A 25219-nucleotide genomic window follows, 5' to 3' on the forward strand; every position below is an offset into this window, starting at 1 on the left:
GGCGGGCGGCACCCGTCGCCGCCACGCCCGCACGTGCCGCACCCCTGGCCGGCGGCGCGCCTTCGGCCGAGCCGCAGCCCGGCGCCCGCCGCCTGCACGCGGTTCGCCGCACCGACCGGAGCTGAGGCTTGGCCCAACGTCCTGACGAGATCGACGACAGCTCGGCCCCGCTGATCGAGCACCTGGCCGAACTGCGCACCCGCCTGATCTGGTCGGTGCTGGCCTTCGTCGTGGCCGCGATCCTGTGCTATTTCGTGTGGCAGCCGGTCTTCAACTTCCTGACCCACCCCATCTGCGGGGCGCTGGCCAAGCGCGGGCAGGAATGCGGGCTGATCATGCTGAAGGTGCAGGAAGGTTTCTTCCTGGCCATGCAGATCGCCATGTTCGGGGGCTTCATTCTCGCCTTTCCGGTGATCGCCTACCAGCTGTGGCGCTTCATCGCGCCGGGTCTCTACCGCTCGGAAAAGCAGGCCTTCCTGCCCTTCCTCATCGCCTCGCCGGTGATGTTCGCCCTGGGCGCGGCCTTTGCCTATTTCATCATCCTCCCCTGGGCCTTCGACTTCTTCCTCGGTTTCCAGAGCGGGCCCCTTGCCCTGCCCGATGACCCGGCCCAACCGGTCCCGAGCGACCCCAAGATGGCGGGGATCGTGTTCCAGGGGTCGATCAGCGAATACCTGTCGCTGACCACCAAGTTCATCCTGGCGTTCGGGCTGTCCTTCCAGCTGCCGGTGGCCCTGACGCTGATGGGCAAGGCGGGGCTGGTGTCCGCGGCGGGGCTGGCCTCGATGCGCCGTTATGCGATCATCCTGATCCTGGTGCTGGCGGCCATGGTGACGCCCCCCGACATCATCAGCCAGCTGGTGCTGTTTTCCGTGATCTACGCGCTTTACGAGATCGCGATCCAACTGGTGAAGCGGATCGAAACCAAGCGCGAGGCGCAGCTGCGCGCCGAAGGGCTCTGGGTCGATGACGACTGATCCCGCGCTGACGCGCATCGCCGACGCGCTGGACCGCCTGTCGCCGCCGCCTGCCCCCGCACCCAGCTTCACGGAAGCCGAGGCCTATGTCTGGCACACCGCCCCCGACCGGCTGGAGCCCGTGCGCCGCGTTTCCCGCGTGCCGCTGGACCAGCTTGTCGGCATAGACCGCGCGCGCGACACGCTGCTGGCCAATACGCTGCAATTCGCGCGGGGCCACGCGGCCAACAACGCGCTGCTGTGGGGCGCGCGGGGAATGGGCAAGTCCAGCCTCGTCAAGGCGGCCCATGCCGAGGCCGTGGCCCGGGGACTGCCGCTGGTGCTGGTGGAAATCGCCCGCGACGACCTCGATTCGGTCGGGCGCCTGCTGGCGATCCTGGGCGACAGCGACCGCCGCTTCCTGTTGTTCGCCGACGACCTGTCGTTTTCCAGCGATGACGCGCAGTACAAGTCGCTGAAGGCCGTTCTGGACGGCGGGCTTTCGGGCCGTCCGCCGAACGTCGTGCTGTATGCGACCTCGAACCGGCGCCACCTGATGCCGCGCGACATGATCGACAACGAGCGCGCGACCGCCATCCACCCGGGCGAGGCGGTCGAGGAAAAGGTCTCGCTGTCCGACCGCTTCGGGCTCTGGCTTGGCTTCCATCCCTGCGGGCAGGACGAATACCTTGCCATGATCCAGGGCTACTGCGCGGCCTACGGGCTGGACGTGGCGCCCGAGGTGCTGCGTGCCGAGGCGATCGAATGGCAGGCAACGCGCGGGTCGCGGTCGGGCCGCGTGGCCTGGCAGTTCTTCACCGATCTTGCGGGCCGCAGGGGGCTGGCCCTCTAGGCCGCTAACCGGGTGGTAAGGTTTGCCTGCGACAGTTGTTGCAGGGAACCACGGCGATTCGGACGAACGATGCAGGGCGCAGCGGACAGCACGGAGGCGACGGCTCGGGGCGGGCAAGTGCTGCGACGCCACGTTGCCGCCTTGGCCGCGCGCCGCCGCGCGACCGGGGCGACCGAGGATCCCCCGCAGTCATCCCCCGGCAGGCCAGTCCCCCGACCGCCCGAACGGATCATCTCCGGCGCGCTCGGCCGCGCGGCCGAGCGGGTGCATGGCCTGCCGCTGTTCTTCGACCGCGTCGAGGTGCGCCAGGCCGGGCTTGCGGAACTGGCCGAGTGTCTGCCCGAACCTGCGCTGATCCTTGTGGCCGAGGGGCCTGCCGAGGCCTTGGGCGCAGTGGCGATCTGCCCCGGCCTGCTCGCCTCGGTGATCGAGATGCAGGCGGTCGGGCGCGTCTCCTCCCGTGTCCTTCCGATGCGCCGTCCCACCCGGACCGACGGCGCGATCTGCGCCGATCTCGTGAATGCCTGCCTGTTCGAGCTGGGCGACGAGCTTGCGTCGCAGCCGGGGTTCGAGGGCCTGCGCGGCTTCCGATACGCCAGCTTCCTGGATGACGCGCGCCCCCTTGGGCTGATGCTCGAGGACACGGCGTTCCATCTGCTGTCGGTCCATCTGCGCGCGGGAAACGCCGGGCAGCGCGACGGGCGCATGGTCATCGCGCTTCCGGTCGCCACGGCCGTTCGGCAGGCCGAGACAAGAGCCATTCTGCTTGAACCCAAGCCCGAGGAGCCGCCGCCCGAAGCGGCCGGCGAAATCTGCCCGGCGGGCTCTCTGGCCGGGACGGTCAGAACCGTTCCCATCGATCTGGTCGGGATCTTGGGCCGGCGCATGATCTCTCTGGGTGAACTGCGCAGCCTGTCTCCGGGCGACACGATTGCCCTGCCGGCGGCCCTCCTTTCGGCCGCGACGCTCGAAACGACCGGGGGGCAGGTCCTGTTCCGGGGCAAGCTGGGGGAATTCGCCGGCCGCCACGCCCTGCGGCTGGTCGGCGGCGCGGAAGGCGCGACCGCCCCGGCGAGCGGCTGGACCCAGCACGAGCAGGCGTCCGTCCGGGCCCTGGCGCATGAGCCGCCCATTGCCGATCTGGGCACCCCGGATGCCTTCCGGGATGGCGAGGCCGTGCCGTCCGTGCCGCGATCGGCTCTGCCGGCCGGACCGGAGGCGGCCGGGGCCGCGCTTGCCGTCTAGGCTGCTGCGGCTGCACCCAGGACGGCCGTCCGGGAAAGCCTCAGGGCGCTCAGCCGAGAGTCGGTGCTGTCATGGTCCGCTCTGCTGCAGGACCGGTCCTCCCCTGCCTCTCGTCCGTGGAAGCGCGCTGACAGCGGCTGGGCGCGCCGGTCAAGTCGGGACCGGGCCCTTCGGTCAATCCTGCGAACAACCGCACGAACGCCACCCGCAACGCAGGACAATGGGGGCGGACGGGCAACCCATCCTCTCCCTGTCGCGCGGCATGCTCCTTTGCGGCAGCTACCCGGATGAACCGGTCGGGGCATGCGGGCCGGCGCCGTGGATCACGACGGTGCCCGAACGCAGCAGGGAGGTCCTGAAATGGCAAGTCCCGGCTTGAGAGAGGCACAAGCACCCAGAGCCGCATCGGCCCGTGAGGGGGGATACCGGGCACGAAACGGGACACCGTCCCTAAGCGCCTTTCTTCCTTGCCGCCCGAAGGGGCCTCATCGCCGGCCCCACAGAACCTTGAACGGCAGGGATCACCATGCCCGCCGGCAAGGCTGCGAAGGCCCCCTCACGCCTTCCGCGCCGTCTGCCGCCCGCGGGCTTGCTGCAAGCGGGCCGGCCTGCCGCCCCAGAGACCTTGCCGACAGGACGCTGCGGGTCCCTCGGGCCGCCAGCATCCCTGTTCTATCCCGCCAGGGCGATCCGGCCGCCGGGCAGGCGGATGACGCGGCCCTCGAGTTCGAGGTCGAGAAGCGCAGGCGCGAGATGGGCGGGCGAGACGCCGAGGTCGCGGATGACGCTGTCTTCCTCGGCAGGCGAGGGACCCAGCAGGTCCAGCAGCCGGAGGCGCAGCTCGACGAGGTCTGCGCCCGGAGCCTGCGCCGGTGCGCCGCGCGCCTTCGGGTCCTGCAGCGATTGCCGAGGAGCCGGGCCTGCCTCCATCCCCGGTGATGTGGCAGAGGGGCCGGAGATCCCCGGGCACGCTTTCCCCTCCGGATCAGGCGAGGCCGATGGTCCGGTTTCGTCCTCCCGGCGCGCCACCGCCGCGGCACCCGAGCGGGGCACGCCGGAATCAACTCCAATCCGCTGCCCTTCCGGCGCTTGCCCCCGGGCGGCCCGCGTCACCGCGCCGCTCTCCCCGAGCGCCGCGATGACATCCTCGGCGTTGCGCACCAGCGTCGCGCCGTCACGGATCAGCGCGTTGCAGCCGGCGGCGCGGGCATCCAGCGGATGGCCAGGAACCGCCATGATCTCGCGTCCCTGATCGGCGCCGCAGCGTGCGGTGATGAGGCTGCCCGAGCGGTGGGCGGCCTCGATCACCACCACGCCCGCCGACAGGCCCGAGACGATGCGGTTGCGGGCGGGAAAGTGGCGGGCGACCGGCTCGACGCCCGGCGGCTGCTCGGTCAGCAGGCAGCCGGTCTCGGCGATGCGATCGGCCAGGGCGCGGTTCTCGGCCGGGTAGATGACGTCGATGCCCCCCGCCATGACGGCCACGGTGCCCGCGTCGCAGCTTGCCTCATGCGCGGCGGTGTCGATGCCGCGCGCGAGGCCTGCCGTCACGGTCAGCCCCGCCTCGGCAAGGCCGCGCGCAAGTCCCCGCGCCATGCGCAGCCCCAGCGAAGAGGCGTTGCGCGCCCCGATCACCGCGATCGCAGGGCGTTCCAGCGCCTCGACCCGGCCGCGCATCCACAGCACCGGCGGCGCATCAGCGACGGTCGCCAGAAGGGGCGGATAGGCCGGGTCGTCGAATCGGATCAGCCGCGCCTTGGCTCGCGCTCCGGCGGCGAGTTCGGCTTGGGCAACGCCGGGGGGGCAGGGTGCGTAGCCCTCGATCCCCGCCTCGGCGGCGATGCCGGGCAGGGCCTCGAGCGCGGCGGCCGCGCTGCCGTGTTCGGCCAGAAGGCGGTGAAAGGTCGCCGGTCCCACGCGGCGCGAGCGGATGAGGCGAAGGACCGCAAGGTCATCTTCCCTCGGGGTGGGTGGGGCTTCGGGGGTAACGAGAGAAAACGATCGCGCCTGCAAAGCCGGTCCCTGCCTCATCCGCAGGGACGGTCTCGCACGGGATTGGTTAAGATTCCGTTAGCGCGGCCCGGTCAGGCCGCCGAGCCGCCGACCGTGAGCCCGCCGATCAGCAGCGTGGGCTGGCCCACGCCCACCGGCACCCACTGCCCCTGCTTGCCGCAGTTGCCGACGCCGGGGTCCAGCGCGAGGTCGTTGCCCACGGCCCGGATCTGGCGCAGCGCGGTGGCGCCGTCACCGATCAGGGTGGCGCCGCGAATCGGCTCTCCGACCTCGCCGTTCTTCACGCGGTAGGCCTCGGTGCAGGAAAAGACGAACTTGCCGTTGGTGATGTCCACCTGGCCCCCGCCGAAGCCCACGGCATAGATGCCGTCCGCGAGGCCCGACAGGATGGCGGCCGGATCGTCGGTGCCGGGGTCCATCATGGTGTTGGTCATGCGCGGCATGGGCGCGTGCGCGTGGCTTTCCCGCCGCCCGTTGCCCGTGGGCGCGACCCCCATCAGCCGGGCGTTCTGCCGGTCCTGAAGATAGCCCACCAGGATGCCGTCCTCGATCAGCACGTTGCGCTGGGGTGGCGTGCCCTCGTCGTCCACGGTGATCGAGCCGCGCCGGTCGGGCAGGGTGCCGTCGTCCACCACCGTCACGCCGGGCGCGGCGATGCGCTGGCCCATCAGGCCCGAGAAGGCCGAAGCCTTCTTGCGGTTGAAGTCGCCTTCCAGCCCGTGGCCCACCGCCTCGTGCAGCAGGATGCCGGGCCAGCCCGGTCCCAGCACCACGTCCATGACGCCCGCGGGCGCGGGGACGGACCGCAGGTTGACCTGCGCGATCCGCAGAGCCTCGCGCACCAGACCCTGCCAATGCGCGGGCTCCATCAGCGCGGACAGGCCGAATCGCCCGCCGCCGCCCGCCGTGCCGGTTTCGCGGCGCGCGTTCGATTCCACGATCACCGACACGTTCAGCCGCGCCATGGGGCGGATGTCGGACACGATGCCTCCCTCGGGCCGCAGGATCACGACCTCCTGCAGCGAGGAGGCGAGCGAGGCCGTCACCTGCACCACGCGCGGGTCGAGGTCGCGGGCGAAGGCGTCGATGTCGCGCAGGGTGGCGATGCGGGCGCCGAACTCGATCCCGCCCACGGGGTCCGCGTCGGTGTAAAGCCGCGGCCCCGGCCCGGCCGGGGCTGGCGCCAGCACGCCGCCGCCGGTGCCCACGGCCAGCCGCGCCATGGAGGCCGCGTCGCGCAGCGCGGCTTCGGTGATGTCGGTGGAATGGGCGTATCCCGTGACCTCGCCGCGCACGGCGCGCAGGCCGAAGCCCTGAGAGGCGTTGTAGCCCGCGCTGCGCAGCCGCCCGTCGTCGAAGACCAGGCTTTCGCCGCGGGCGCGTTCCAGGAACAGCTCGCCATCCTCGGCGCCGAGCGTCGCCTCGCGCAGGATGGCAAGGGCCCGGTCGGGGTCGATCAGGTCGGCGAAGGGGTCGAAGCGATCACTCATGATTGCCACCGGAGGTAGGGGTTTTTTGGGGACAAGTCGATAGCAATGGCTTGTCGGGTGGCGTCAGATGTGGTTGTGACAAGATGACGCGATGGGGAGAAGGGCGCCGTCCGCGGCCGGCCCGACCGGACCCTGTCGAGACGCAGGACAGAACGGGAATCGACGAATGGCGAACTGGGCAAGGGGCCGCGTGACGGCAGGGCTGATGGCGGCGGGCCTCCTCGCGGCGAACCTGGCGATGACGGGCACGGCGATGGCGCAGGACGTGCTGGGCGATCTGCCGATCATTGGCAAGCCGCAGCCCGGCGCGATCGGGTTCCAGCCCGCGTCCAGCTCGCTGGCGCATGACCAGCAGTGGCTGGACCGCTTCGTGCTGTGGATCATCACCGGCATCACGATCGTTGTCTGCCTGCTGATCCTGTGGTGCATCGTCCGCTTCAACCGCCGCGCCAACCCGGTGCCCGCGCGCTTCACCCACAACACCCCGGTCGAGGTGCTGTGGACGGTGGGGCCTGTCCTGATCCTGCTGACCATCGGCATCTTCTCGCTGCCGGCGCTGTTCCGGTCGCAGGAAATGCCGTCCGACCCGGACCTGGTCATCAAGGCGATCGGCCACCAGTGGTACTGGTCCTACGAATATCCCAACGACGCCATCGCCTTCGATGCGCTGATGCTGGCGCGCGAGGAACTGGGCGACTACGGCTACACCGAGGACGAGTATCTGCTGGCCACCGACAATCCCATCGTGGTCCCGGTCGGCGCGACGGTGCTGATGCAGGTGACGGCCACCGACGTGATCCACTCCTGGGCGATGCCTGCCTTTGCGGTGAAGCAGGACGCCGTGCCCGGCCGGATCGCGCAGCTGTGGTTCGAGGTGGACAAGGAAGGCGTCTACTTCGGCCAGTGCTCGGAGCTTTGCGGCATCAACCACGCCTACATGCCGATCGTCGTGAAGGCCGTCAGCCAGGAGAAGTATGACGCCTGGCTGGCCGAGGCGAAGACGACCATGTCGGCCGACGCCTCGTCCCACCTGCCCGCCGCGCCCGTGCGGCTGGCCCAGGCGAACTGATCAGGCCGGTGAGCGACATCCGCGCATATGAGTCCGCGTCCCCCCGCATCGCGGCCGGGGGCGAGGGCGAGTTCGGCGACTATGTCGCGCTGCTGAAGCCGCGCGTGATGTCGCTGGTCGTCTTCACGGCCTTTGTCGGGCTGTATGTGGCCCCCGTGTCGGTGAACCCGGTCGTGGCCTTTGCGTCGGTGCTGTTCATCGCGCTGGGCGGGGGCGCCTCGGGCGCGCTGAACATGTGGTACGACGCCGACATCGACGCCGTGATGAACCGGACCCGCAAGCGCCCCGTTCCCGCGGGCCGCGTTTCGGCCGAGGAGGCGCTGGGCGTCGGGCTGTTCCTGTCGGGCCTGTCCGTGCTGATGCTGGGGCTTGCGGCCAACTGGTTCGCGGCCGGCTTCCTTGCCTTCACGATCTTCTTCTACGCGGTCATCTACACGGTCTTCCTCAAGCGCTCGACACCGCAGAACATCGTGATCGGCGGCGCGGCGGGCGCCTTCCCGCCCATGATCGGCTGGGCCTGCGCCACCGGCGGCCTTTCGATCGAGCCGCTGCTGATGTTCGCGCTGATCTTCTTCTGGACCCCGCCCCATTTCTGGGCGCTGGCGCTGTTCATGAAGGAGGATTACCACAACGCCGGCGTGCCCATGCTGACGGTCACGCACGGCCGCGAAGCCACGCGCCGCCACGTCTTCGGCTATACGCTGGTGCTGGCCCCGTTCGCGGTGGCGATCGGCCTCACGTCGGTCGGCGGGCCGGTCTACATGGCGGTCGCGCTGGTGCTGAACGCGCTGTTCATCCGCGGCGGCTGGCAGATCCTGCGCCGCACCGAGGAACAGGCGCAGGCCGACGGCTATCGCGCCGAGAAGGGCTTCTTCCGCCTGTCGCTGTACTACCTGGCGCTGCATTTCGCGGCGCTGGCGGTCCAGGCCACGCTGGGGACATGGTGATGGGACTGCAGGCCGAACATGAACTGCACCGCCGTCGCAGCGGCCGTAACATCGGGCTGGGCATCGTGCTGGCCCTGTTCGTGGCGCTGGTCTTCATCCTGTCGGTGGTGAAGATCCGGCAGGGTGACACGATGCAGGCATTCGATCACCGCCCGCAGACCCCGGCGCCCTCGGCGCTGCCCGGGCCGGCGGCGAACCCGGTGGCCGCACCCGGCACGCCCGGCGCGGCCCTGCCCAACGCGCAACCCGCGCCGGTGCGGCCATGACCGCGCGGCCTGACGCGAACAGGCGGCTGGTCTGGCGGCTGCTGGCCGTGGTCGTCACCATGGGCGCGCTGTCCTGGGCGGCGGTGCCCTTCTATTCCTGGTTCTGCCAGGTGACGGGCTTCGCCGGCACCACGCAGGTCGCCTCCCAGGGCGCTGACCGCGTGCTGGACCGCACCGTGCGGGTCCGCTTCGACGCCAACGTCATGCCGGACCTGGGCTGGACCTTCCGTCCCATGCAGACCGAGATGACCGTCCGCCTGGGCGAGACCGCGATGGCCTATTACGAGGCGGTCAACACCTCGGACCAGACCGTGACCGGCAGCGCGACCTACAACGTCGCCCCCGACGACGCGGGCTATTTCTTCGAGAAGATCGAGTGCTTCTGCTTCACCGAGCAGACGCTGGCCCCCGGCGAACGGATCGAGATGCCGCTGACCTTCTTCGTCAGCCCCGACATGGTGGACGACCGCGACGCGGGGCATATCCGCGACATCACGCTCAGCTACACCTTCTTCCGCCAGGACGCGCAGAAATCGGCCAGCGCCGAGGTGGACGCAGCCCCGGCGACCGCCCTAAACTGAACGCCCACGACGACCCCAGAGAGAGCCCGCGACATGGCCCACGCCAAGAACCACGATTATCACATCCTGCCGCCCTCGCTGTGGCCGTTCCTGGGCGCGATCGGCGCATTCATCATGCTGATGGGCGCGGTCTTCTGGATGAAGGGCATGGGCGTCCTGGGGCTGCCCTCCTGGGCGATGTTCGCCGTCGGGGCGCTGATGGTGGCCTACACCATGTGGGGCTGGTGGTCCGACGTCACGCACGAGGGCAACAGCGGCGACCATACGCCCGTGGTCCAGATCGGCCTTCGCTACGGCGTGATCCTGTTCATCATCTCGGAGGTGATGTTCTTCGCCGCCTGGTTCTGGGCCTTCTTCAAGAACGCGCTCTACCCGATGGGCGAGATGAGCCCGATCGTGGACGGAGTCTGGCCGCCCGAAGGGATCCAAACCTTCGATCCCTGGCACCTGCCCTTCATCAACACGCTGATCCTGCTGCTGTCGGGCTGCGCCGTCACCTGGGCGCACCATGCGCTGGTGCATGACAACGACCGCAAGACGGTGATCCGCGGGCTGGCCGTGGCGGTGATCCTGGGCGTCGCCTTCACCTTCCTGCAGGCCTATGAATACAGCCACGCGGCCTTCGGCCTGTCGGACACCGTCTATGGCGGCGTCTTCTTCATGGCGACCGGCTTCCACGGCGTCCATGTCATCATCGGGACGATCTTCCTGCTGGTCTGCCTGATCCGCTTCATGCGGGGCGAGATGAACGACCGCCAGCACATCGGCTTCGAGGCGGCCGCCTGGTACTGGCACTTCGTGGACGTGGTCTGGCTGTTTCTCTTCGCCGCCATCTACGTCTGGGGCCGCTGATCCCCGCATCCGATCCCCGAGGCGCGCGGGCCCGTCCCCGCGCGCTTTCGCCGTTTCAGGGCCTTCCGCCCCGTTGCCGCCCCCTCAAGGCACCTGCCCATGCTGCGCCGCCTGCTTGTCCTGCTGATCCCCGGCCTTGCCCTGACCGCCGTGCTGGCGTCCCTCGGCGTCTGGCAGCTGCACCGGATGGAGTGGAAGGCCCAGCAGCTTGCCGCCATCCAGCGCGGGATCGAGCAGCCTCCCGGTCCCCTGCCGCCTGCCATCGATCCCTCAATGCGCTACCTGCCCGTCATCGTCCCGGGCCGCACCACCGGAGAGGAGATCCTGGTCCTGTCCGGCACGCGCGAACTGGGCGGCGGCTACAATGTCATATCGGCCTTCCAGACCGATGACGGCCGCCGGATCATGGTGGACCGGGGCTTCATCCCGCAGGACGACCGCCACGCGGCCCGCCCTTCCGTGGCGCTGACGGTCACGGGCAACCTGCACTGGCCCGACGAGAAGGGCCGCTCGACCCCCGAGCCGGACCTGAAGGCCGGGATCTGGTTCGCCCGCGAGGTGCCGCGCATGGCCGAGCATCTGGGCACCGAACCCGTGCTGGTCGTCGCCAGCGCCGTTCAGGGCGACGCGCAGGGTGTGATGCCGATGCCGCTGGACATCGGCGGCATCCCGAACAACCACCTGTCCTATGCGGTGCAGTGGTTCACCTTCGCGCTGATCTGCTTCGGGATGACAATGGCGCTGGCGTGGCGTATCCGGCGGCAAACCGACTGAAGGGAAGACGATGCGCTATATCTCGACCCGCGGGCAGGCGCCCGTGCTGCCCTTTGCCGAGGCGATGATGACCGGGCTCGCCCGCGACGGCGGCCTGTATGTCCCCGAAGCGATCCCGCAGATGGATGCGGGCGCCATCGCGGCGCTGGAAGGGCAGTCCTACGAGGAGGCCGCCTTCCGGGTCATGCAGCCCTTCGTGGCGGAAAGCTTTTCCGAAAACGAACTGCGCCAGGCCATCCGCCGTGCCTACCAGGGCTTCGGCCATGCCGCGCGCGCGCCGCTGGTGCAGCTCGCGCCGGGCCATCACCTGCTGGAACTGTTCCACGGGCCGACGCTGGCCTTCAAGGACTTCGCCATGCAGCTGATCGGCCAGCTGTTCCAGGTGGCGCTGGCCCGCGAGGGCCGCCGCGTCACCATCGTCGGCGCGACCTCGGGCGATACCGGCTCGGCCGCGATCGAGGCCTTCCGCGGCCTGCCGAACGTCGATGTCTTCATCCTCTACCCGCACGGCCGGGTCAGCGAGGTGCAGCGGCGGCAGATGACGACGCCCGACGACGCCAACGTCCATGCCCTCGCCATCGACGGCACCTTCGACGACGCGCAGGCGCGGCTGAAGGACCTGTTCAACGACCACGGCTTCCGCGATGGCGTGGGGCTGGCCGGGGTGAACTCGATCAACTGGGCGCGGGTGCTGGCGCAGGTGGTCTATTACTTCACAAGCGCCGTGTCGCTGGGGGCGCCCCACCGCCCGGTCAGCTTCACCGTGCCGACCGGCAACTTCGGCGACATCTTCGCGGGCACCATCGCCCGCGCCATGGGCCTGCCGGTGGACCGGCTGGTGATCGCCACGAACCAGAACGACATCCTCGACCGCGCCATGCGGACCGGCAGCTACGAGGTCGGCCGGGTCGAGCCGTCCGTCTCGCCGTCCATGGACATCCAGGTCAGCTCCAACTTCGAGCGTGCGCTGTTCCACGCGCTGGACGGCGATGGCGCGGCCGTCGCGCAGCTGATGCAGGAACTGAAGGGCGGTTCCTTCAGCATCCCCCAAGGTGCGCTGCAGCACCTGCGCGAAATCTACGACTCGGGCCGGGTGTCAGAACCCGAGACGCTGGCGACCATCGCCCGCGTCCGCGCCGAGACGGGCGAGGTCGTCTGCCCCCATACCGCCGTCGGCATCAAGGTCGCGGACGAGTATCGCAAGGCGGGTGTCCCCATGATCACGCTGGCCACCGCCCATCCCGCCAAGTTCCCCGACGCGGTGGAACAGGCCATCGGCATCCGCCCGCCCTTGCCGCCCCACATGGCCCGGCTGTTCGACCTGCCCGAACGGGTGACCCGGGTTGAAAACGACAACGAGGCGCTTAAGTCCCTGATCCTTGAACGGAGAATGGCTTGAACGACGTCCAGATCACGACTCTTCCCAATGGCCTGCGGGTCGCCACGCGGCTGATGCCGGGACTGCATTCCGCCAGCGTCGGCATCTGGGTCAATGCCGGCGGGCGCGACGAACGCGCCGAACAGAACGGCATCGCGCATTTCCTGGAACACATGGCCTTCAAGGGCACCGCGCGCCGGTCCGCCCTGCAGATCGCGGAAGCCATCGAGGACGTGGGCGGCTACATCAACGCCTATACCTCGCGCGACGTGACGGCCTATTACGCGCGCGTCCTGTCGGGCGACGTGGAGCTGGCGCTGGACGTGATCGGCGACATCGTCCTGAACCCGGCCTTCGACCCGCGCGAGATCGAGGTCGAGCGCGGCGTGATCCTGTCCGAGATCGGCCAGAGCCTCGACACCCCCGACGACGTGATCTTCGACTGGCTGCAGGAAGCGGCCTATCCGGGCCAGCCGATCGGGCGCACGATCCTCGGTCCCGCCGAACGCGTCTCGGGTTTCTCGCGCGAGGATCTCGCGGGCTTCGTGGGCGAGCATTACGGCCCCGGCCAGATGATCGTGGCCGCCGCCGGCGCCGTCGATCACGACGCGCTGGTGCGGCAGGCCGAGGAGAACTTCGGCCACCTCACGCCGCTTCTGGGCGTCGCGCGGGAGGCCGCCGTCTGGCAGGGTACCGAGGCCCGTCGCGTCAAGAAGCTGGAACAGGCGCATTTCGCGCTGGCCTTCGAGGGGCCGGGCTACCTGGACCCCGACTTCTATGCCGCGCAGATCTGGACCAGCGCGCTGGGGGGCGGCATGTCCTCGCGCCTGTTCCAGAAGATCCGCGAGGAACGGGGGCTCTGCTATTCCATCTTCGCGCAGTCGGGCTTTCATGACGACACCGGCATGGTGACGATCTATGCGGGCACCTCGGGCGACCAGGTCGCGGACCTCGCGCACCTGACCATCGACGAGATCCGCCGCTCGGCCGAGGATCTGGGCGAGGCCGAGGTTGCGCGCGCCAAGGCGCAGCTGAAGGCCGGTCTGCTGATGGGGCTGGAAAGCCCCTCGGGGCAGGCGGAACGCATCGCCCGGGCGTTGTCGATCTGGGGCCGGGTGCCGGATGCCGAAGAGGTTGCGCGGCGCATCGACGCGGTGACGGCCGGCGACGTGCGCGACCACGCGCAGCGCATGATCGCGCGGGCGCAGCCGGCGCTGGCGCTTTACGGTCCCGTCCGCAAGGCGCCGCTGCGCGAGGCGCTGGCCGAACGGCTCGCCGCCTGATGTTCCTGCGCCGCCATGCGCCCCGGCTGGAAACCGAGCGCATGGTGCTGCGCCTGCCCGCGCATGGCGACTTTGCCGCCTGGACAAGCCTGCGTGCGGAAAGCCGCGAGTTCCTGACGCCCTGGGAACCGGTCTGGCATGCCGACCACCTGTCGCGCCGCGCCTTCACCAACCGTGTCTACTGGGCCGCGCGGGCAAGCCGCAGCGGCACCTCTCTGCCGCTGTTCCTGGTGCGTCAGGACGGCGTGCTGCTGGGGGCGATCACGCTGGACGGCATCCGGCGCGGCCCGGCGCAGATGGGAACGCTCGGCTACTGGGTCGGCGCGCCCTTTGCCCGGCAGGGCTACATGCGCGAGGCGATCGGGGCGGTGGTGAGTCATGCCTTCGGCCTGATGGACCTGTCCCGGATCGAGGCCGCCTGCCTGCCCGAGAACGTGGCCAGCCGGGGCGCGCTGGAAAGCTGCGGTTTCAAGTACGAGGGCGTTGCGCAGTCCTACCTGCAGATCAACGGACGCTGGCGCAACCACGTGCTTTATTCGATCCTGCGCGCCGACCGGCGCGGGCGGACCGAGGCGGGCTAGAAGGGGGCGCTGCTCCCGCCACTCTGGCGAGTGGCTCCCCCGGGATATTTGGGCAAAGGAGAACTGCATGCTGAACCCCGCCGATGACCGGCTGATCGCGGCGCTGCCCGAGGGCGTCGTCCGTCCGCTCGAGCCGCGGCACCTGGACGAGCCGCGCGGCTATTTCGCGGGGCAGGGCGGGCTGCTGGCGGTGCCGCGCAACGTCGAGGAAGTGGCGGCGGTCGTGCGTGCCTGCGCCGAGGCGCGGGTGGCGGTGCTGCCGCGGGGGGGCGGGACCGGTCTGGTCGCGGGATCGGTCATGCCGGAAGGGCCCGCGCCGCTGGTCCTGTCCATGGAACGCATGACGGCCATCCGCAACGTCTGGCCCGACGAGGATGCGCTGGTGGCCGAAGCCGGCGTCACCCTGCAGCAGGTGCAGGACGCCGCCGCCGCCGTGGACCGCCAGTTCCCGCTGTCGCTGGCAAGCCAGGGCACGGCCCAGATCGGCGGCGTGCTGGCGGCGAACGCCGGCGGCACGGGCGTGCTGCGCTGGGGCAATGCCCGCGCGCTCTGCCTGGGGATCGAGGCGGTGATGCCCGACGGGTCGATCCTGCGCGACCTCAAGCGGCTGCGGAAGGACAACACCGGCTATTCCATCCGCGATCTCATGATCGGGGCCGAGGGCACGCTGGGGATCATCACGGCGGCCACGCTGAAGCTCGCGCCCCGCCCGGCGGCGGTGGCGACGGCGATGCTGGCCGTGCCGGACCCGCAGGCGGCGCTGCAACTGCTGTCGCTGGCGCAGGGCATGATGGCGGGCTGCGTCACGACCTTCGAGCTCATCTCGGGGCAGGGCCTTGCCTTTGTCGCCGAAACGCTGCCGGAAATCCGCCAGCCTTTGCCCGGGGCGCCCTGGTCGGTTCTGCTGGAGCTGTCGCTGCCGAAGGGGATCGACCCGGACGCGGCGGTCGAGGACCTGCTGGGACAGGCGATGGAGGAGGGCCTCGTGCTGGACGGCGCCATCGCCCAGTCGGGCCAGCAGGCCGCCGAGTTCTGGAACCTGCGCGAGCACCTGCCCGAGGCGAACCGGCGCATCGGCGCGATCTCCTCGCATGACATCAGCCTGCCCCTGTCCGAAATCCCGCGCTTCATCGAGGACGCGGGCGCGATGATCGCGGGCATGGGCGACATGCGGATCAACTGCTTCGGCCACCTGGGCGACGGCAACCTGCATTACAACGTCTTCCCCGGCGCAGGCCGCTCGCGTGCGGATTACGCCGACCTTCGGTTCAGGCTGCCCGAGGCGATCTACGGGATGGTGGTGGAACGCGGCGGCTCCTTCTCGGCCGAGCATGGGGTGGGACGGCTCAAGGTCGCGGACCTCGAACGCTGGGGCGACCCGGTGAAGCTGTCGGCCATGCGGGCGATCAAGGCGGCGCTGGACCCGCAGGGGATCATGAACCCCGGCGCGATCCTCGCCTGAGTTGAACCCCGTCGCCGCCCGGCCTATATCGGGCGGCGAAGGACGACCTTCCCCGTCATGGGCAGCATTCGGGACGGCCCGCAAAGGAACCGTTTCCCATGCGCACGACCCTTGACCGCATCCGCCACGCCATCGTGTTCGAACTGGTCGGCCTTGTCCTGATGATCGGCGGCGGCCCGATCCTGACCGGCTTCGACGCCCATTCCCTGGGCGTCATCGGCGTGGTCTCCTCGCTGGTCGCGACCGCCTGGAACTATGTCTACAACCTGGGTTTCGACCGGGCGATGCTGCGGCTGCGGGGCAGCGTCCTCAAGACCCACCCCCTGCGCGCCCTGCACGCTCTGCTGTTCGAGGGCGGGCTGCTGGTCCTGCTGCTGCCCTTTGTCGCCTGGATGCTGGGCGTGTCGCTGTGGCAGGCCTTCCTGTTCGACCTTGCCATCGCGGTCTTCTACATCGTCTATGGCTACGCCTATAACTGGGTCTATGACCGGGTGTTCCCCATGCCCGAGGCGCGGGAGGCTTACACCCCGTCGAACTCGCAAAGGGCGTGAACCTCGACGCCCAGCGCCTCGATCACCTGCCGTCCGCCGAGTTCCGGCAGGTCGATGACGAAGGCCGCGCCGACGACCTCGGCGCCAAGGCGGCGGCAAAGCTCGATGGCGGCGCTGGCGGTCCCGCCCGTGGCCAGCAGGTCGTCCACGATCAGCACGCGCTCGCCCGGGCGGATGGCGTCGTCGTGGATTTCCATCACGGCCTCGCCGTATTCCAGGGCATAGGCCTGGCTGATGACGGCGCCGGGCAGCTTGCCCTTCTTGCGGATCGGGACAAAGCCGGTGGTCAGCTGGTGCGCCACCGCGCCGCCCAGGATGAAGCCGCGCGCTTCCAGCCCCACGACCTTGTCGATGGGAATGCCGGCATAAGGCGACAGCAACTGGTCCACGCAGATGCGGAAGCCGCGCGCGTCCGCGAACAGCGTGGTCACGTCGCGGAACAGGATCCCCTCGTGCGGGAAATCCACGATGGTGCGGATGTAATCCTTGACGCTTTTCTGCCGGTTCATGCCGGGCGCTCCATCTCGAACAATTCGGTGACGATCGCATAATCGCGATAGCCCATCCGTGCCAGCCAGCCGTTGCGTGACAGGTCGAAGCGGCCGTCCACCACGCAGTCGTCGCGCAGGTGGATGCCGGTGACGACGCCCAGCACCATGTGGTTCGATTCGCCCGCCAGGCGGATGATCCGCGTGGCCCGGCATTCCAGGCTGGCCGCCGCCTCCGCCACGCGGGCGCAGTCGATCGTCTCGCAGGGCAGGGCGGTCAGGCCCGCTGCGGTGAACTCGCTGGTGCCCGCCGCAAGCGGGGCCGAGGAAGCGTTCATCGCCTCCTTCAGCGCCCCGTCCGCGATGTTGACGCAGAAGACGCGGGTTTCGGCGATCTGCGCCACGGTGTCCTTGGTGTTCGGCCGGTCCTTCTTGGCCCCGGTCGAGGCGAACATCACCTGCGGCGGAACGTAGGCCGTGGCGTTGAAGAAGGAATAAGGGGCAAGGTTGTCGCCCTGGTGCCCGCGCGTGGAAATCCAGCCGATGGGCCGGGGCGCCACGATGGCGTTCCAGGGATTGTGCGGCAGGCCGTGGCCCGCTTCGGGACGATAGAACATGGGGCGGGACCTTTCCTGCTGCGGCGCGGCCATATGAACACGCCCGCCACCTGCGGCAACCTCCTGCACGGCATTGTTTCTTTCCCCCCTCGCGGGTCGGTGCTAAGGGCGCGCGACTTGCGGCGATGAGGTCCGATGTACACGCTGTGCCCCGAAACAGACGCCGACACGCCCGAGGTCGAGGCACTGCTGGACCTGTGTTTCGCGCCGGGCCGCACGGCGCTGTCCTCTTATCGGCTGCGCAACGGCGTGCCCCCGGTGCGCGAGCTGTGCCTGACCATGCGCGCGGGCGACCCCGACGAATCGATGGTGGCCGCGATCCGCTACTGGCCCGTGCGCGTGGGCGGCAAGCCCGTCCTGCTGCTGGGTCCGGTCGCCGTCCACCCGACCGCGCAGGGCGAGGGGCTGGGCGGGTTCCTGATGCGCGAAAGCCTGTCCCGCGCCGCCGCGATGGGCTGGGAACGCGTGATGCTGGTGGGCGACGCGCCCTATTACGGCCGCTTCGGATTCAGCAAGCTCGAGCATGTCGAGATGCCGCCCCCGACGAACCCCGACCGGGTGCTGGGGCTGGAACTTCGCCCCGGCGCCTGGGTTGGGGTGCGGGGCGCAGTCAGGCGCGAGACCCGGCCCGAGGTGCTGGCGGGGCTTGCGGAACTGGATGCCCCCGATCTGCGCTCATCCTGCGCCGAGGTCGAGGTTACGAAGGACGGTCCCCATGCCCGCGACAAGCATCAGCTCACGGCAAGCCATTCTGCCGCCGATCGATGACCCGTCGGTCCATGTCCAGATCGACAAGCTGGCGCGCCGCTACGACGACGCCGGCGGGCTGATCATGGAGATGCTGGCCTCGGTCGGCGGCGGCGCGCAGGGGCTGATCGACCGGCTGCCGGGCTTCGTGCGCAAGCGGCTGGACCGGATCACCCTGGTGGCGCTGAACCGCGCCTTCGACGCGGCCACGCAGTCGCGGCGCTATGTCCGCGACCGGGGCGACTGGTTCAACCGGCTGGCCTCGACCGTGTCCGGGGCGGCGGGCGGCATGGCGGGCCTGCCGGGCGCGATGGTCGAACTGCCGCTGACGGTGACGATGCTGCTGCGCGCGATCCTCGAGATCGCGGCCGAGCACGGGCTCGATCCCGAAAGCGACGAGGTGCGGATGGAGGCGCTGCGCGTCTTCGCCGCCGCCGGGCCGATGTCCGAGGACGACGGCACCGACCTGGGCCTTCTGGCCGCGAAGCTGTCGATCACCGGCCAGACCGTGCAGGGCATCATCGCCCGCATCGCGCCGCGCCTGTCGCTGGTGCTGGGCCAGAAGCTCGCCGCGCAGGCCACGCCGGTCTTCGGGGCGATGGCGGGGGCATCCATCAACTTCGCCTTCGCCGGCTACTATCAGGAAATCGCCCGCGTCCACTTCGGCATCCTACGGCTGGCGCGCGAAACCGGCCTGCCGCGCGAGGCGCTGACCGAGGCGCTGCGCGACCGCATCGAGCAGCTTCAGGCCCAGCGCGGCACCAAGGTCCGCAAGGCCACGCCCTGAGCCCGCATCTTCTGTCCTGAAATATCCCCGCCGGATGCCCCGGCGGCGCAACCCGTCACTCCGCTTCCGCTTCGGGAGCCGACAGTTCCAGGGGCAGGCTTTCGGCCGCCAGGTCATCCACCGACAGCCCCGCCCTGGGCCGCGCCAGCGCCGCGCGGGTGACCCAGAACAGCCGCTCCTGCGCGCGGGTGATGGCGACATAGGCGAGGCGCTTCCACAGGGGCAGCCCGGCCTCGGTCCGGTTCGACCAGGCGGCGGCGGACAGGTCGGGGGCGAAGACCTGCACCTCGGGCCATTGCGAGCCCTGCGCCTTGTGGATCGTCACCGCCGCGCCGTGCAGGAAGGTCGCGCCCATGCGGGCGGCGAAGGGGATGAAGGGCTCCTCGACATCCGGCGTCTCGATCTTGACGATGCTGGCGGCGGACAGGCGCGGCTCGGGCGTGCCGATCACATGCAGGCGGGAAAAGCCCGGCTTCTTTCCCGGCCCCAGATAGATCACCTGCGCGCCCTTGATCAGCCCCCGCGCCTCGAGGTCGATGCGCTTCTTGCGGTGCTTCAGCGGCAGCTCGATCCCGTCACAGACCAGCGGCTCGCCCGGCAGCAGCAGGTCGCCCGGCGCGCCATGGGCCGCGCGGAAGGCGGTGATCAGCCGCACGCGCGTCGCGTTGCGCCAGACCAGGGCCGGGCTGCGGGCCATCAGGTCGGCATCCATCCGTTCCGCCCAGACCACGCGCGGATCGCTGGCGGCCGCCTCGCGCACCAGCCGCTCGAACGCCGGGAAGTCCACGGCAGGGTCCGACAGCGCATGGGCGAGGTCGAGGATCGGGCTGTCGTCCGCCTGCCGGTGGATGCGGTGCAGCTCCAGCTTCTGCGAGGCCGCCAGCCGGTCGAAGACCATCTCGCCCGACTGCCCCACGGGGGCAAGCTGCGCGGGATCGCCGAACAGGACCAGCAGCGGAAAGATCTCGCGCAGGTCGTCGAACTGGCGCTCGTCCAGCATCGAGGCCTCGTCGATCAGACCGATGTCCAGCGGGTCCTCGCGCCGCTTCCAGCCCTGGATGAAGTCCGACCCCCGCAGGCCCGCCGCCGCCAGCGCGCCGGGGATCGAGCCGTGTTCCTGGTAGAACATGAGCGCCCGGTCCAGCGCCTCGTCGGTCAGCCCCTCGATCCGGGGCCGGTCGCCGGTGCCGGTCAGCCATTCGGCCAGGCGTTCGTATTCCGGGTCGTAGACGGGGGTATAAAGGATGCGGTGGATCGTCGTCGCGGGCACGCCGCGCGTGCGCAGCACGAAGGCCGCCTTGTTGGTCGGCGCAAGGATCGCGACCGTGCGGGCGTCCTTCTTGCGCTTGCTTTCGTAATCGCCGCTGACGACCTGCACGCCCGCCCCCACCAGCGCGCGGGTCAGTTCCGACAGCAGCAGCGTCTTGCCCGATCCCGCCTTGCCGAGGACGGCCATGACCCGGCCCTTGCCGGGCTGGGCAGGGGCAAGTTCCTCGGACAGAAGGTCGATGCCCGCGACGGCCAGCGCCTCGGCCAGCGCATCCCATGCCTCGGCCTGGTCGGGCGAGAAGCTGGGCCGGGTGGGGGAGGAGGGGGAAAGTTCCATGCCGCATCCTAGCGGGACCGGCGGCGCACTGCCACGGCCGACGGCAATTTTCGCCGCGACGGACCCAGGGCCGGGTCAGGGCGTTGAGCGGCTGAAGACGCCTGGGCGCGTCGCCACCAACAGGAAAGGACATTCCATGAGATACCGGCACCACCACCGCTCGGACCCGCTGCTGCCGCTGCTGGCGCTGGCCGGGATCGCCGCGCTGACGGTCTCGTTCCTGCGCGACAGCGCACCCCGCCGCGCGGCCCGCCACGCGGCCCGCAGCCCGGAAGGGCTGGCCGCCATCCACCCGAAGGTCGCCGAAGGGGCCGAGGAGGTCGCCGGCCCGACCTTCGTCCGCGATGCGGGGCCTGAATCGATGCGCGACCGCCCGCGCCGCGGCTGGGACCGCGTGGACGAGCAGGTGGATGAATCCTTCCCCGCCAGCGATCCGCCCGGCAACTACTGATCGTCAGGGCGCCTGACCGATCGGCGCGGCGGGACGGGTGTCGTCCCGCCGCAAGATGACAGGAGATTCAACGATGAGATTCGCACTCGGCCTTGCCGCGTCGCTGATGATGGCCGCGCCCGCCCTCGCGCAGGACGCAGGAACCACGGCCTCGACCGAGATCGACCCGCAGGCCTATGCCGGCATCTGGTACGAGATCGCCCGCACCCCCGCCCCCTTCCAGGAGATGTGCGCGGGCGGCGTCACCGCCACCTACGAACTGGTGGGTGCCGGGACGGTGAAGGTCACGAACCGCTGCGACGGGGAGGACGGCCAGCCGCAGGGCATCACCGGCGAGGCCGAGGTCGTGAGCAACAACTTCAACACCCTGAACGTCGAGTTCTCGATGGGCGAGCAGAACCAGGGCGTGAACTATGTTGTGGCCGCCGCCAGCGACATCGAGGACGGGAAATACCAGTGGGCCGCCGTGCAGTCGCCCGAAGGCCCCATCGGCTGGATCCTCGCGCGCGAGCCGCAGATCGACGCCGAGACCCGCAGCCAAGCCGAGGCCGCGCTGACCGAGGCCGGAATCGACGTGTCGCAACTGTCCGACACCGCCCAGCCGCCGCAGACCTACCAGCCTGCCCAGTAACGGGCGGTGAAATGAAGAAGGCCGGCGTCAAAGCGCCGGCCCTTGCATTTCAGAACCTCAGCGGCGCGGGCCGGCTTCCAGCGCGTCCTCGAAGGTGCGCAGGCCGGTGCGCGGGGCCTGCACCAGCACGGCCATGTTGCCGGGCTTGTGCTCGTTCTTCATCATCTTCACATGCGCCTGCGGGATCTCGTCCCAAGGGAAGACCTCGGACATGCAGGGGTCCAGGCGGCGCTCCAGCATCAGCCGGTTGGCGGCGGCGGCCTGCTTCAGGTGGGCGAAGTGCGACCCCTGCAGGCGCTTCTGGTGCATCCACATGTAGCGGACGTCGAAGGTGCAGTTGAAGCCGGTGGTGCCCGCGCAGATCACCACCATGCCGCCCTTCTTGCAGACGAAGACCGACACCGGGAAGGTCGATTCGCCGGGGTGTTCAAAGACGATGTCGACGTTCTGGCCCTTGCCGGTGATGTCCCAGATGGCCTTGCCGAACTTGCGGACCTCGTTGAACCACTGCTTGTATTCCTCGGACCCGACCTTCGGCAGCTGGCCCCAGCAGTTGAAGTCCTTGCGGTTCAGCACGCCCTTGGCCCCGAGCCCCATGACGAACTCGCGCTTGTCCTCGTCCGAGATGACGCCGATGGCGTTCGCGCCCGCCGCGTTGATCAGCTGGATCGCATAGGAGCCAAGACCCCCCGAAGCGCCCCAGACCAGAACGTTCATGCCGGGCTTCAGTTCGTGGGGCTCGTGCCCGAACAGCATCCGGTAGGCGGTGGCCAGCGTCAGGGTATAGCAGGCGGCCTCTTCCCAGGTCAGGTGCTTGGGACGCGGCATCAGCTGCTGGGCCTGGACGCGGGTGAACTGCGCGAAGGAGCCGTCGGGCGTCTCGTAGCCCCAGATGCGCTGGGTCGGCGAATACATCGGGTCGCCCCCGTTGCATTCCTCGTCGTTGCCGTCGTCCTGGTTGCAGTGGATGACGACCTCGTCGCCGACCTTCCAGTTGCGGACCTTGTCGCCCACCTTCCAGACGATCCCCGAGGCGTCCGAGCCCGCGATGTGGTAAGGCTGCTTGTGGACGTCGAACATGCTGATCGGCACGCCAAGCCCGGCCCAGATGCCGTTGTAGTTGACGCCCGCCGCCATCACCAGGACCAGCACCTCGTTGCTGTCGATCTCCCAGGTGTCCACGACCTCGACCTGCATCGCCTGGTCGGGCTCGCCCTGGCGCTCGCGCCGGATCGCCCAGGCATACATCTGCCTGGGCACATGGCCGAGGGGCGGCATCTCGCCGATTTCGTACAGGTCCTTGATCGGCGCGTCGTAGGGGGCGATCGCGGATGGGGCGTCCAGGGCCATGATGATCTCCTCGCGTTCATGCCGCAGCGCAGAAGCCGGGCTTGTGAATCGAGTGCTATGCGCCGCAGCGCAACATTGCAATAGATGTGCCGCAAGGTGACGCAACAATATGTCCAAGGCGTGAAACGATGTTGCGGGCGCCACGTTACGCCTGTGCCGCACTGCGGCGAGTTGACGGCGCAGCATCCTGTCCCTTAACTCGCCCCAAGCGACAGATTCTTGCGAGAGGGGCGCCGCATGGCCCAGAAGGACAAACCCTGGCTGTTCCGCACCTATGCCGGTCACTCGACGGCCGCCAAGTCGAACGAACTGTACCGCACCAACCTTTCCAAGGGGCAGACCGGCCTGTCGGTGGCCTTCGACCTGCCCACCCAGACGGGCTATGACAGCGACCACGTGCTGGCGCGGGGCGAGGTCGGCAAGGTCGGCGTCCCGGTCTGCCACCTGGGCGACATGCGGGCGCTGTTCGACCGGATCCCGCTGGAACAGATGAACACCTCGATGACGATCAACGCGACGGCGCCCTGGCTGCTGTCGCTGTATGTCGCGGTCGCCGAGGAGCAGGGGGCGGACGTGTCCAGGCTGCAGGGCACGGTGCAGAACGACATCATCAAGGAATACCTGTCGCGCGGCACCTACATCTGCCCGCCGAAGCCGTCCCTGCGGATGATCACGGACGTGGCGGCCTATACGGCGCAGGCCCTGCCCAAGTGGAACCCGATGAACGTCTGCTCCTATCACCTGCAGGAGGCGGGGGCGACGCCGGAACAGGAACTCGCCTATGCGCTGGCCACCGGGATCGCGGTGCTGGACGATCTGAAAGGCAAGGTCGAGCCCGCCGAGTTCCCCGCCATGGTCGGGCGCATCAGCTTCTTCGTGAACGCGGGCATCCGGTTCGTCACCGAACTGTGCAAGATGCGGGCCTTCACGGAGCTCTGGGACGAGATCTGCTGCGACCGTTACGGGATCGAGGACGAGAAATACCGCCGCTTCCGCTATGGCGTGCAGGTGAACTCGCTTGGCCTGACGGAACAGCAGCCGGAAAACAACGTTTACCGCATCCTGATCGAGATGCTGGCGGTGACGTTGTCGAAGAACGCCCGCGCCCGCGCCGTGCAGCTGCCCGCCTGGAACGAGGCGCTGGGCCTGCCGCGCCCCTGGGACCAGCAGTGGTCGCTGAGGATGCAGCAGATCATGGCCTACGAGACCGACCTGCTGGAATACGGCGACCTGTTCGACGGGAACCCCGTCGTGGCGGCCAAGGTCGAGGAACTCAAGGACGGCGCCCGGGCGGAGTTGAAGCTGCTGGACGAGATGGGCGGCGCCATCGCCGCCATCGACTACATGAAAGGGCGGCTGGTCGAATCGAACGCGGCGCGGCTGAACCGGGTCGAGGACGGCGAGACGGTCGTGGTCGGCGTGAACCGCTGGCAGGGGGGCGAACCCTCGCCCCTGACCGCGGGGGACGGAGGCATCATGGTCGTCGATCCGGCGGTCGAGCAGGACCAGGTTTCCCGCCTGAACCAGTGGCGGGCGACCCGCGACACGGCGGCCGTCGAGGCGGCGCTTGCGCGCCTGCGCGCCGACGCCGAGGCGGGGCGCAACATCATGCCCGCCTCGATCGCGGCGGCCAAGGCCGGGGCCACGACCGGCGAATGGGCGGGCGTCATGCGCCAGGTCCATGGCGAATACCGCGGCCCGACCGGCGTGTCCCCCAACCCCTCGAACCGCACCGAGGGGCTGGAGCCGATCCGCGAGGCGGTGGACGCGGTCAGCACGCGGCTGGGGCGGCGGATGAAGTTCGTCGTGGGCAAGCCGGGCCTCGACGGCCATTCCAACGGGGCCGAGCAGATCGCCTTCCGCGCGCGGGACTGCGGCATCGACATCACCTATGACGGCATCCGCCTGACGCCGGAACAGATCGTGGCCGCCGCCCGCGATCAGCAGGCGCATGTGGTGGGCCTTTCGATCCTGTCGGGCAGCCACCTGCCCCTGGTGCGCGACGTGATGGAGCGGATGCGGGCGGCAGGCCTCGGCAACATCCCGGTGATCGTCGGCGGCATCATCCCCGACGAGGACGCCGCGCAGTTGCGGGCGATGGGCGTGGCGCGGGTCTACACGCCCAAGGACTTCGAGCTGAACCGGATCATGATGGATCTGGTCTCGCTGGTGGACCCCGAGGCGCAGGCGGCCTGATCCATCTTCCGCGCAAGAAGAAAGGGGCGCAGGGAGGCGCCCCTT

The 25219-nt window shown here is 69.5% G+C and carries 24 protein-coding genes and 1 pseudogene; 19 read left to right on the forward strand and 6 right to left on the reverse strand.

Annotated elements, in window-relative coordinates:
• Positions 1-128 precede the first annotated feature (128 nt).
• The 3 genes from tatC to CK240_RS09785 all read left to right on the forward strand — a co-directional run bounded on the left by tatC (position 129) and on the right by CK240_RS09785 (position 3054).
• Entirely contained in the window at positions 129-977 is an 849-nt protein-coding gene (tatC, locus tag CK240_RS09775) for a twin-arginine translocase subunit TatC (RefSeq protein ID WP_095640162.1), read from the forward strand.
• Positions 967-1809 carry an ATP-binding protein gene (locus CK240_RS09780; RefSeq protein ID WP_095640163.1) on the forward strand — a complete coding sequence of 281 codons (843 nt, stop codon included), beginning with the start codon at positions 967-969 and terminating at the stop codon, positions 1807-1809. Before tatC ends, CK240_RS09780 begins: the two co-directional genes overlap by 11 nt.
• A gap of 117 nt (positions 1810-1926) precedes the next feature.
• Complete coding sequence (locus tag CK240_RS09785; protein ID WP_167650009.1) at positions 1927-3054, forward strand: FliM/FliN family flagellar motor switch protein; 1128 nt, start codon at positions 1927-1929, stop codon at positions 3052-3054.
• A gap of 672 nt (positions 3055-3726) precedes the next feature.
• Here CK240_RS09785 and dprA read toward each other — a convergent pair.
• Positions 3727-5085 carry a DNA-processing protein DprA gene (dprA, locus tag CK240_RS09790; protein WP_095640165.1) on the reverse strand — a complete coding sequence of 453 codons (1359 nt, stop codon included), beginning with the start codon at positions 5083-5085 and terminating at the stop codon, positions 3727-3729.
• A 53-nt stretch (positions 5086-5138) separates the two neighbouring features.
• A complete protein-coding gene (gene tldD, locus CK240_RS09795; RefSeq protein WP_095640166.1) occupies positions 5139-6557 on the reverse strand; it encodes a metalloprotease TldD in 1419 nt (472 codons plus the stop codon).
• A gap of 166 nt (positions 6558-6723) precedes the next feature.
• Between tldD and coxB the strand changes: the two genes are divergently transcribed.
• The 11 genes from coxB to CK240_RS09850 all read left to right on the forward strand — a co-directional run bounded on the left by coxB (position 6724) and on the right by CK240_RS09850 (position 16301).
• The gene (coxB, locus tag CK240_RS09800) at positions 6724-7626 is read left to right on the forward strand and encodes a cytochrome c oxidase subunit II (RefSeq protein ID WP_240517366.1); all 903 of its coding nucleotides are present in this window, start codon (positions 6724-6726) and stop codon (positions 7624-7626) included.
• Between the two features lie 8 nt (positions 7627-7634).
• Positions 7635-8573: a heme o synthase gene (gene cyoE / locus CK240_RS09805; protein WP_420818619.1), complete on the forward strand. Its 939-nt coding sequence runs from the start codon at positions 7635-7637 to the stop codon at positions 8571-8573.
• Entirely contained in the window at positions 8573-8839 is a 267-nt protein-coding gene (locus CK240_RS09810; protein ID WP_095640293.1) for a hypothetical protein, read from the forward strand. The genes cyoE and CK240_RS09810 overlap by 1 nt, the downstream gene beginning before the upstream one ends.
• The gene (locus tag CK240_RS09815) at positions 8836-9420 is read left to right on the forward strand and encodes a cytochrome c oxidase assembly protein (RefSeq protein WP_095640167.1); all 585 of its coding nucleotides are present in this window, start codon (positions 8836-8838) and stop codon (positions 9418-9420) included. Before CK240_RS09810 ends, CK240_RS09815 begins: the two co-directional genes overlap by 4 nt.
• A gap of 33 nt (positions 9421-9453) precedes the next feature.
• The gene (locus CK240_RS09820; RefSeq protein ID WP_095640168.1) at positions 9454-10272 is read left to right on the forward strand and encodes a cytochrome c oxidase subunit 3; all 819 of its coding nucleotides are present in this window, start codon (positions 9454-9456) and stop codon (positions 10270-10272) included.
• Positions 10273-10371: 99 nt separating this feature from the next.
• Positions 10372-11046, forward strand: coding sequence for an SURF1 family protein (locus tag CK240_RS09825; protein WP_167650010.1), 675 nt, complete (start codon positions 10372-10374; stop codon positions 11044-11046).
• A gap of 10 nt (positions 11047-11056) precedes the next feature.
• Positions 11057-12445, forward strand: a complete 1389-nt coding sequence (thrC, locus tag CK240_RS09830; protein WP_095640169.1) for a threonine synthase — start codon at positions 11057-11059, stop codon at positions 12443-12445.
• Positions 12442-13707, forward strand: a complete 1266-nt coding sequence (locus CK240_RS09835; protein WP_095640170.1) for a M16 family metallopeptidase — start codon at positions 12442-12444, stop codon at positions 13705-13707. Before thrC ends, CK240_RS09835 begins: the two co-directional genes overlap by 4 nt.
• Complete coding sequence (locus CK240_RS09840) at positions 13707-14288, forward strand: GNAT family N-acetyltransferase (protein WP_167650011.1); 582 nt, start codon at positions 13707-13709, stop codon at positions 14286-14288. Before CK240_RS09835 ends, CK240_RS09840 begins: the two co-directional genes overlap by 1 nt.
• A 67-nt stretch (positions 14289-14355) precedes the next feature.
• Complete coding sequence (locus CK240_RS09845) at positions 14356-15750, forward strand: FAD-binding oxidoreductase (protein WP_095640172.1); 1395 nt, start codon at positions 14356-14358, stop codon at positions 15748-15750.
• Positions 15751-15848: 98 nt separating this feature from the next.
• Positions 15849-16301: a PACE efflux transporter gene (locus CK240_RS09850; protein ID WP_095640173.1), complete on the forward strand. Its 453-nt coding sequence runs from the start codon at positions 15849-15851 to the stop codon at positions 16299-16301.
• Here CK240_RS09850 and CK240_RS09855 read toward each other — a convergent pair.
• Complete coding sequence (locus CK240_RS09855) at positions 16271-16810, reverse strand: adenine phosphoribosyltransferase (RefSeq protein WP_095640174.1); 540 nt, start codon at positions 16808-16810, stop codon at positions 16271-16273. The two genes, CK240_RS09850 and CK240_RS09855, sit on opposite strands and share 31 nt — an antisense overlap.
• The gene (locus CK240_RS09860; protein ID WP_095640295.1) at positions 16807-17406 is read right to left on the reverse strand and encodes a flavin reductase family protein; all 600 of its coding nucleotides are present in this window, start codon (positions 17404-17406) and stop codon (positions 16807-16809) included. The genes CK240_RS09855 and CK240_RS09860 overlap by 4 nt, the downstream gene beginning before the upstream one ends.
• Positions 17407-17541: 135 nt before the next feature.
• On the opposite strand from CK240_RS09860, the pseudogene CK240_RS09865 reads away from it, so the two are divergent.
• Both CK240_RS09865 and CK240_RS09870 read left to right on the forward strand, forming a co-directional pair.
• Positions 17542-18024 (forward strand): annotated as a pseudogene (locus tag CK240_RS09865) (GNAT family N-acetyltransferase); the annotation flags it as partial.
• 97 nt (positions 18025-18121) lie between these two features.
• Entirely contained in the window at positions 18122-18940 is an 819-nt protein-coding gene (locus CK240_RS09870) for an EcsC family protein (protein ID WP_095640176.1), read from the forward strand.
• Between the two features lie 55 nt (positions 18941-18995).
• Here CK240_RS09870 and CK240_RS09875 read toward each other — a convergent pair whose 3' ends face one another.
• Positions 18996-20546, reverse strand: coding sequence for an ATP-dependent DNA helicase (locus CK240_RS09875; RefSeq protein WP_095640177.1), 1551 nt, complete (start codon positions 20544-20546; stop codon positions 18996-18998).
• Positions 20547-20682: 136 nt separating this feature from the next.
• Between CK240_RS09875 and CK240_RS09880 the strand changes: the two genes are divergently transcribed.
• Together CK240_RS09880 and CK240_RS09885 are read left to right on the forward strand one after the other, a co-directional pair.
• A complete protein-coding gene (locus CK240_RS09880) occupies positions 20683-20997 on the forward strand; it encodes a hypothetical protein (protein ID WP_095640178.1) in 315 nt (104 codons plus the stop codon).
• A 73-nt stretch (positions 20998-21070) separates the two neighbouring features.
• Positions 21071-21628 carry a lipocalin family protein gene (locus CK240_RS09885; protein WP_167650012.1) on the forward strand — a complete coding sequence of 186 codons (558 nt, stop codon included), beginning with the start codon at positions 21071-21073 and terminating at the stop codon, positions 21626-21628.
• A 57-nt stretch (positions 21629-21685) separates the two neighbouring features.
• On the opposite strand, the gene ccrA is transcribed toward CK240_RS09885, so the two are convergent.
• Positions 21686-22978 carry a crotonyl-CoA carboxylase/reductase gene (gene ccrA, locus CK240_RS09890; RefSeq protein WP_095640180.1) on the reverse strand — a complete coding sequence of 431 codons (1293 nt, stop codon included), beginning with the start codon at positions 22976-22978 and terminating at the stop codon, positions 21686-21688.
• Between the two features lie 219 nt (positions 22979-23197).
• On the opposite strand from ccrA, the gene CK240_RS09895 reads away from it, so the two are divergent.
• Positions 23198-25174 (forward strand): protein meaA, encoded by a 1977-nt coding sequence (locus CK240_RS09895; RefSeq protein ID WP_276304608.1) that lies wholly within the window; start codon positions 23198-23200, stop codon positions 25172-25174.
• Positions 25175-25219: the final 45 nt, after the last annotated feature.

The sequence above is a fragment of the Paracoccus salipaludis genome (assembly GCF_002287065.1).
Taxonomy (GTDB): Bacteria; Pseudomonadota; Alphaproteobacteria; order Rhodobacterales; family Rhodobacteraceae; genus Paracoccus; species Paracoccus salipaludis.

What these genes read in the sequence shown, in the direction of transcription:
- CK240_RS09845 (WP_095640172.1), top strand. Translation starts at nt 14,356, where the DNA reads ATGCTGAACCCCGCCGATGACCGGCTGATCGCGGCGCTGCCCGAGGGC.
- dprA (WP_095640165.1), bottom strand. Translation starts at nt 5,085, where the DNA reads ATGAGGCAGGGACCGGCTTTGCAGGCGCGATCGTTTTCTCTCGTTACC.
- CK240_RS09810 (WP_095640293.1), top strand. Translation starts at nt 8,573, where the DNA reads ATGGGACTGCAGGCCGAACATGAACTGCACCGCCGTCGCAGCGGCCGT.
- CK240_RS09855 (WP_095640174.1), bottom strand. Translation starts at nt 16,810, where the DNA reads ATGAACCGGCAGAAAAGCGTCAAGGATTACATCCGCACCATCGTGGAT.
- CK240_RS09780 (WP_095640163.1), top strand. Translation starts at nt 967, where the DNA reads ATGACGACTGATCCCGCGCTGACGCGCATCGCCGACGCGCTGGACCGC.
- thrC (WP_095640169.1), top strand. Translation starts at nt 11,057, where the DNA reads ATGCGCTATATCTCGACCCGCGGGCAGGCGCCCGTGCTGCCCTTTGCC.
- tldD (WP_095640166.1), bottom strand. Translation starts at nt 6,557, where the DNA reads ATGAGTGATCGCTTCGACCCCTTCGCCGACCTGATCGACCCCGACCGG.
- CK240_RS09815 (WP_095640167.1), top strand. Translation starts at nt 8,836, where the DNA reads ATGACCGCGCGGCCTGACGCGAACAGGCGGCTGGTCTGGCGGCTGCTG.
- CK240_RS09875 (WP_095640177.1), bottom strand. Translation starts at nt 20,546, where the DNA reads ATGGAACTTTCCCCCTCCTCCCCCACCCGGCCCAGCTTCTCGCCCGAC.
- coxB (WP_240517366.1), top strand. Translation starts at nt 6,724, where the DNA reads ATGGCGAACTGGGCAAGGGGCCGCGTGACGGCAGGGCTGATGGCGGCG.
- CK240_RS09860 (WP_095640295.1), bottom strand. Translation starts at nt 17,406, where the DNA reads ATGTTCTATCGTCCCGAAGCGGGCCACGGCCTGCCGCACAATCCCTGG.
- ccrA (WP_095640180.1), bottom strand. Translation starts at nt 22,978, where the DNA reads ATGGCCCTGGACGCCCCATCCGCGATCGCCCCCTACGACGCGCCGATC.
- CK240_RS09820 (WP_095640168.1), top strand. Translation starts at nt 9,454, where the DNA reads ATGGCCCACGCCAAGAACCACGATTATCACATCCTGCCGCCCTCGCTG.
- CK240_RS09880 (WP_095640178.1), top strand. Translation starts at nt 20,683, where the DNA reads ATGAGATACCGGCACCACCACCGCTCGGACCCGCTGCTGCCGCTGCTG.
- CK240_RS09840 (WP_167650011.1), top strand. Translation starts at nt 13,707, where the DNA reads ATGTTCCTGCGCCGCCATGCGCCCCGGCTGGAAACCGAGCGCATGGTG.
- CK240_RS09825 (WP_167650010.1), top strand. Translation starts at nt 10,372, where the DNA reads ATGCTGCGCCGCCTGCTTGTCCTGCTGATCCCCGGCCTTGCCCTGACC.
- CK240_RS09870 (WP_095640176.1), top strand. Translation starts at nt 18,122, where the DNA reads ATGCCCGCGACAAGCATCAGCTCACGGCAAGCCATTCTGCCGCCGATC.
- CK240_RS09850 (WP_095640173.1), top strand. Translation starts at nt 15,849, where the DNA reads ATGCGCACGACCCTTGACCGCATCCGCCACGCCATCGTGTTCGAACTG.
- CK240_RS09885 (WP_167650012.1), top strand. Translation starts at nt 21,071, where the DNA reads ATGAGATTCGCACTCGGCCTTGCCGCGTCGCTGATGATGGCCGCGCCC.